The sequence below is a fragment of the Rickettsiales bacterium genome, assembly GCA_033762595.1.
GTDB lineage: Bacteria > Pseudomonadota > Alphaproteobacteria > Rickettsiales > UBA8987 > JANPLD01.
The window spans coordinates 20,583-27,089 of sequence record JANRLM010000030.1 but is presented as its reverse complement, the minus strand read 5'-3'; the positions used below and the strand labels follow the sequence as shown (position 1 = coordinate 27,089).

General features: G+C 32.8%; 5 protein-coding genes and 2 tRNA genes. 3 read left to right on the top strand and 4 right to left on the bottom strand.

The window, feature by feature from the left end; all coding sequences use genetic code 11:
- A partial coding sequence (locus SFT90_02435; GenBank protein ID MDX1949341.1) for an RluA family pseudouridine synthase occupies positions 1–638 on the bottom strand: 638 nt, incomplete at its 3' end.
- A 57-nt stretch (positions 639–695) separates the two neighbouring features.
- Between SFT90_02435 and SFT90_02430 the strand changes: the two genes are divergently transcribed.
- A complete protein-coding gene (locus SFT90_02430) occupies positions 696–1,796 on the top strand; it encodes a peptidoglycan-binding domain-containing protein (GenBank protein MDX1949340.1) in 1,101 nt (366 codons plus the stop codon).
- Between the two features lie 5 nt (positions 1,797–1,801).
- On the opposite strand, the gene argB is transcribed toward SFT90_02430, so the two are convergent.
- On the bottom strand, positions 1,802–2,731 hold the full coding sequence (gene argB / locus SFT90_02425; protein MDX1949339.1) for an acetylglutamate kinase: 930 nt from the start codon (positions 2,729–2,731) through the stop codon (positions 1,802–1,804).
- Positions 2,732–3,110: 379 nt separating this feature from the next.
- On the opposite strand from argB, the gene SFT90_02420 reads away from it, so the two are divergent.
- Positions 3,111–3,686 (top strand): hypothetical protein, encoded by a 576-nt coding sequence (locus tag SFT90_02420; protein MDX1949338.1) that lies wholly within the window; start codon positions 3,111–3,113, stop codon positions 3,684–3,686.
- A 394-nt stretch (positions 3,687–4,080) separates the two neighbouring features.
- A tRNA-Leu gene (locus SFT90_02415) sits at positions 4,081–4,169 on the top strand.
- Between the two features lie 162 nt (positions 4,170–4,331).
- Here the strand turns inward: SFT90_02415 and SFT90_02410 are convergent.
- Together SFT90_02410 and SFT90_02405 are read right to left on the bottom strand one after the other, a co-directional pair.
- Positions 4,332–4,406, bottom strand: a tRNA-Cys gene (locus SFT90_02410).
- Between the two features lie 286 nt (positions 4,407–4,692).
- Positions 4,693–6,501 (bottom strand): L,D-transpeptidase family protein, encoded by a 1,809-nt coding sequence (locus tag SFT90_02405; protein MDX1949337.1) that lies wholly within the window; start codon positions 6,499–6,501, stop codon positions 4,693–4,695.
- Positions 6,502–6,507: the final 6 nt, after the last annotated feature.

Below are 6,507 nucleotides of genomic sequence, written 5' to 3'. Positions count from 1 at the left end.
AGCAAAAGTTTCGGCCGGTTATTATCTAGCTTTGGTTTATTTTCTATTTTATTATTATTCTGATTTTTATTTGAATCTAGCAAATCTGCTGGGTGTTGGCTGTTTGTTCCATATAAACTATCACCCACAATTGGCCAGCCCATCGCCTGACAATGCACCCTAAGTTGGTGCGTTCTGCCGGTTTCAGGCTTTAGCTCAAGCAAAGCCTTGCCACCCTCTAGAGTTTTTAGAACTTTATAATGAGAAATTGAGGGCTGACCGAAATTTTTATCTATAACAATTCGCCAGCCTTTGGTTTTGGAATTCTTCTTAAAAATCGGTAAATCTATTGTTCCTTCAGGGTGTTCAGGGGTTTTTTCAACGATTGCTAGATAAGTTTTTTCAATCCTTTTATTGCGAAAAAACTCCCCAAGCCTTTTAAGTGCTTTTCCGTGTCTGCCTAACACCAAAATGCCAGAAGTATCCGCATCTAAGCGGTGGGCAAGAGCAGGCGGGCGTGGCAAATCATAGCATAATTTATCAAAATAATCCTCCAAGCACTCTCTGTTGCTTGGGCCTTTATGAACTGCAATTCCAGAAGGCTTGTTGAGAGCTATTATAAAGGGGTCTTTGAAGATAACTAAATCCTGAATGTTCATTTTTAATATTTTTTTAACTATTTAGTGTTAAATTAATTAAAATCAAAACTTATTTATATGGAAAAATATCTAAATTCTAATTTTGCAGAAGCTGATGAACAAAGCATTATAGGCCTTCAAAATTACCTAAACAAACTTGGCTATAGAAATTCTGTAGGTAAAAAGCTTAGTGTAGATGGAGTTTTTGGTGAAGAAACAAAAGCGGCATTAAAGCAGGCGAAGGAGGATGTAAAATTATATAAAAATATTAAGAAAGATTATAAAATACTTACAAAAAATGAATATAATACTTTCTTAGAAAAGGCTTCTAAGTTCACTAAAGTTATTGCTGACCCTAACCGATCAGAGGATATTAATAAAGATTTTATAATTACTAATAGAGCGGCTGAAAAAATTTTTGATTCTAGTATAAATTATATTTTTTTTGTAAATATTTCTTCAACTTTATCAGAAAAAAGAGATTATAAGAAGGCTTTAGCTTTTATAAAAAACAATACCATATTTGATTATTGCTTAGCTACATCGTATCCGAATCGTGATCAAAAAGTTTATTTAGATTCAAAAATGCGTGGTTATAATTTAGATTTCAAAATATCAGATAATTATTTATGCAGTGATTATTTTTATACTACTATTGACGTTAAGGATGATAACAATAAAAATGGATTTATTTTTTGTACCACATTTTATTTTAGTCATATTGCATTTTCAAATGATCCAAAAGCCCTTATACTTTCCAATTTTGATGATACTAAAATACCGAATGCTCCTACAAAAAAAAATCCTTATATAAAAATTCAAAATAAAGATAGCCTGCCATCTGGAGTTATACCTAAAACAGACGACATACCTCATGAAACAGGGTATAAAAAAGTGACAAATAAAATTCAGGTTTTAGATTACAGAACATATGGTAAAAAAGGTAAGCCCACTGAATGCCATATTTCTGAAAATAAATGGGCCGAATTTTGTGATTTTGTTGAAAAAATGGGAAAACTAAACAAAGAAGAAATAAATAAAATTAAAATTGAAATAAAACAAAAATATGACGATCAAATCATAGGAAAAACCTATTATGAGGGCTCTCAAGAAGTAACTATTTATTATCCTAACTGCGGAAATATTAAAGGTACTATCAAGGCAACTATGGAGAAATAAAAACCCTAAACAATCATTGTACCGCTGCCGTGTTCGGTGAATACTTCTAGCAGAAGAACATGTGGAATTTTGCCGTTTAGAATGTGGCAGGCCTCAACATTATTAGAAAGAGCCTTCATACAGGTTTCAACTTTTGGAATCATTCCGCCAGATATAACGCCATCTGTAATCATCTTCTTTATTTTACTACCAGATATTTTGCTGATGAGTTTTTTATCTTTGTCAAGAACACCATCAACATCTGTCATCATTATAAGTTTTTGTGCAACAAGTGCAGAAGCTATAGCACCAGCTGCAGTATCTGCATTAATATTATAAGTCTCGCCATTTTCATCAAAACCAACTGGTGCAATAACTGGAATCACATCAGTATCTTCAAATGTAACGAAAATATCAGGGTTGATAGACTCAGGCTCACCCACAAAGCCTAAATCCAAGATTTTCTCAATGTTGGAGTCAGGGTCTCTTTTAGTTTTGCGAACTCTTTTTGCCTTAATCAAATTTGCATCTTTGCCAGAAAGCCCGATAGCTGTGCCACCTGCCGCGTTAATATCTGCAACAATTTTCTTGTTGATTTTACCACATAAAACCATCTCAACAATTTCAACTGTTTCTTTATCAGTAACTCTTAAACCATCAATAAACTCACTTTTGATTTTTAGCTTCTCAAGCATATTGCCAATTTGAGGGCCACCACCATGCACAACAATAGGGTTGATTCCAACCTGTTTCATAAGCACTACATCACGAGCAAAATCTTTCGCAAGTTGCTCATCACCCATTGCACTGCCACCAAATTTAATGACGAAAGTTTCACCATTAAATTTTTTCATATAAGGCAGAGCTTCAGAGAGAATGCGAGACTTCTCAAGCATCTTTGTAATATCTTCAGGCTTTGGTTTTGCTTCTCTTGGATCTGGAATTTTTTCTACCATTTTTTTATTATTTAGTTTTTATTATATCGGATTATATTAACTATACAAAAAGCACAATAAATAAATATTCTACAGGCTTCGGCAAAAATTGCCAAGAATTAGGTGTTTTATTAATAAATAATTTACTATCGGCAAATTTTTCATTTCAAATTTTATATTTAATTTAATAAATATCCTTCTTACCTTTCTTTAACCTATTGTTTTTACTGAGTTTTTAATTTTTGTTGTAGAAATAGAACTATGCAATTTTTGCATAATTTGAAGTAATAAGTAATGATTTGTTAACCTTTTCATGTTAGGATTGATCTTATAAGCCATTTCTCATGTAGAGGAATTTTTCAGCTCTCAAGTAGAGGGTGATAATTAGGGGGGAAGAGTTATGGCTGGATACAAGAAATTTAATGGGAAAACTGGGTTTGACGCAGTTTACCACACGGCAACAGGATATAAATGTTTAGCAAAGCCTGTTTGCCCAGATGATAAGGAGAAATCCATCTATTTTTATGCCAAGCATATTGTTGGCAAAGATGGCAGGCCTTACACGGAAGTTGGCTATGAATGCGATGAAAGCTATGCGTTTAGGGATCAAATGGATAGAACCAAAATCGCACTTAGTAAGGCAGGTTTTAGAGAGGTTCTTTCAGTTACAACTTGTGAATCTGAGGATATGGTTTTTTGCGAATATGCAAGCCCACTTCCAAACAATATTGAAATAAGAATTAAAGCTGGAGCTGATGCAGTTGCCAAGGTTTTTATCGCACTTGATGAGTTTATTTCTAAAGATTGTATTGATTTTGTTAGTGATCAGGAAGAAGATGTTGAGGATAATTTATATCGCTCACTTTTAGATTCTATGGGGGGCGAACTCAAAAAAGGCCCCGGCGGTGAAAAAGCCGCCAAAGAGCGTGCAAAAAGCCTTGCCCACGATTTCATTTATGGCATTAGCCTGAATTGATTATAGTTGTTGAGATTAATCTCAAAAAAAAATTGTTAGAAAATTTTAGATTTTCTATCTTGATCACAAATTGTAACCCCGCAACAAGTTCGGGCTTAAGGAACTTAATAGAATAGCAACTCCATTTTTCATTCCCGCGAAAGCGGGAATCTATAAAGCAATGGATACCCGCTTTCTCGGGTATGAAGAGTATGTAGTTGAGTGTTCCAAACGAGTTACTTCATGGTTAACCCCTCTCACCAAGTTCGGGGTAACACTATGGCGTAAAAATAAGAAGTGTTATAAAAACTATGCTTATTGAACACCTTCCCTTATTTTATTGTAAAAATTCTTGATAATAAAATTATCTGATATATTTAGAAGCTCACCAATTCATAATAAATTCTAAAACTCAGCTTGTGTGGCGGAATTGGTAGACGCAAGGGACTTAAAATCCCTCGGGATTCACCTCCCGTGCCGGTTCGACTCCGGCCACAAGCACCACTCTTAAATTCTGCAAAGTTCAAATAAGTTCAGAAAACTAGATGAATATTTTCTCTTTCAAGTAATATTTACAGGAAATAATTTTGCGAATAGAATTTTAATAAAAACTTCAAAAATAAAACTAAGAGCTAGGGTGATATCAAACCCTATTAGTATATTAGCTGGAGGCCGGTGTCAGAATCGAACTGACGCATGCGGGATTTGCAGTCCCGCGCATTACCACTTTGCTAACCGGCCAAGATTATCGCAATTGTTTTCGGTAAAACTTTATATAGTTTTATAAACCAAAATTTCAATCATTTATTACGGCACTGTTATGTAAGTATGATTTTTATTAAGTTTTTGCTATTTTTTCTCTTTAGTGTCACCCCACATTTATTGCGGGGTTAATTGTAAAACACGCTCAAAAATTAGACTTAAAAACACTTTTAACCATTAACCCCGCAATAAATGCGAGGTGACAATTGGAGGCTATGGAGCTTAAATCTATACTTACCTATAAATTGAAAAAATACAGAGGAAACTAATTAAAGCTTTTTTCAATCATTTCTTTATCCCAGCTATAGATGTCATCAGAGAATTTTAGGTTTCCTTGCTCATCAGAATAAACAGAAAAATAATTTATATAAGTTGGCAAAGACTCTTTGAGATCAACTTTTATGTGTTTTGGAAGTTTATCTGATGGCAATTTATCATCGTTAAAAGCCTCATAATAACTCATATATTTTTCTTTTGGCGTATCTGTGTTATCCTCCAAGGCAAAGAGTGCCAATTTGAGAGGGTCTTCAACCCTAATGCAACCAGAGCTTTGTGCGCGATAATCAGAGCTAAACAACCAAGGCTCAGCGGTTCCATGCATATAAATATCAAAATTATTGATTAAGCTAAACCTCATTGGCCCAAGAGCATTTTTCCTGCCTGGTTTTTGACGAACAACAAAATTGATATTTTTTTCATTAATTTTTTTGAAATCAATTGTGCTTGCATCAATTGGCTTCCACCAACCATCTGGAGCAAGTTGAATTAACTCAAGTTCTTCAGTTTCAAGATAAGATCTATCTTTTCTAATAATTGGCAGTAAGAAATTTGTTGTATAACCCCTTGGTGCGTGCCAAAAAGGGTTAAAAATTATAGTTTTGAAATAAGTATTCATTATTGCAGTTTTCTTCTCACTTCTACCAATTACAAGAGCTTGTGTGAAGGCTTGCTTGTCATCTTCATAAGCGGTTAAAGTTTGATTTGCGATATTTATTTCTAATCTTTTTGGCTCTAAATTATCAGGAATCCAGCGTAGTCTATCCATATTAACAGCGATTTTTTTAATCAAATCATTTTCATCAACATTTAACGCTTGGATTGTTTTATTATTAATTATGCCATTTGGTTTTATGCCAAATTTTTTCTGAAACTCTATAACCGGCCTTTGAAGCTCTTTATAATAAATGAATTTATCATCTTTAGCACGCTGGTTTATAGTTGATGGATTGCCGAATCTTTTAGCAATTTCAACCATTCTATAATCTCTGCCACCTGGTAAAACATCTGGCCCTTGATTGATTTTTGGAAAAACATTTTCTCTAGAATCCCTTTCTTCAATAAGTTTTTTAATCGCAACTTTTAAATTTTTATATTCCTGCTTTTTAGGAGAATATTTGCTTATAAAATCATCAATATTTTCAGATTGATAAAACTCATCAAAAGCCGAGGAAATATTTTTAACTCTTTCAGGAGAAATATTATAAGATTCAATTCCTACATCTTCAGGTTGCGAAATGCCATTACCGATTTGATTAATCATTTTTATAATTAAATGCGTAATTAATAAATCAGTATTTTTGATTATTTCCGGCTTATCATTTTCAATTCTTTCTTGAACTAATTTTACATTAATTTCATCTTTTGAAAGGCCGTTTTCCTCAGCAAGAGAGAGGAATTTTATTGCTTTTTTAGTAATTCCTTTAACGACATTATCCTTAAACCAAATTGTTTGATAATCATAATTTTTATAAATTTTCTTTAAGGAATTTTTATCAATAATTACATCACTAACTTTGTATTCACCTTGAGATTTCAAGATGTTTTTTATGTAATTATCAGAAATTTTCTTATCAATTTGTTGCGTTACTTTTATTGCTTTATCAGAAGATTTATTATCAATTTTAGCTTCTTTTGAGCTTTGGTTTTTCTCATTAATATAATCTGGATTGAAATTTAATGGATAAGGCCCTACGATATTATTTTCGTAAACCATATCTTTAACATTTTGCTGCTCCGCATTTGCAGATGAGCAAATAATTAATATTGATAAAATTGTATAAAAAAGAATTCTCACAGCTAA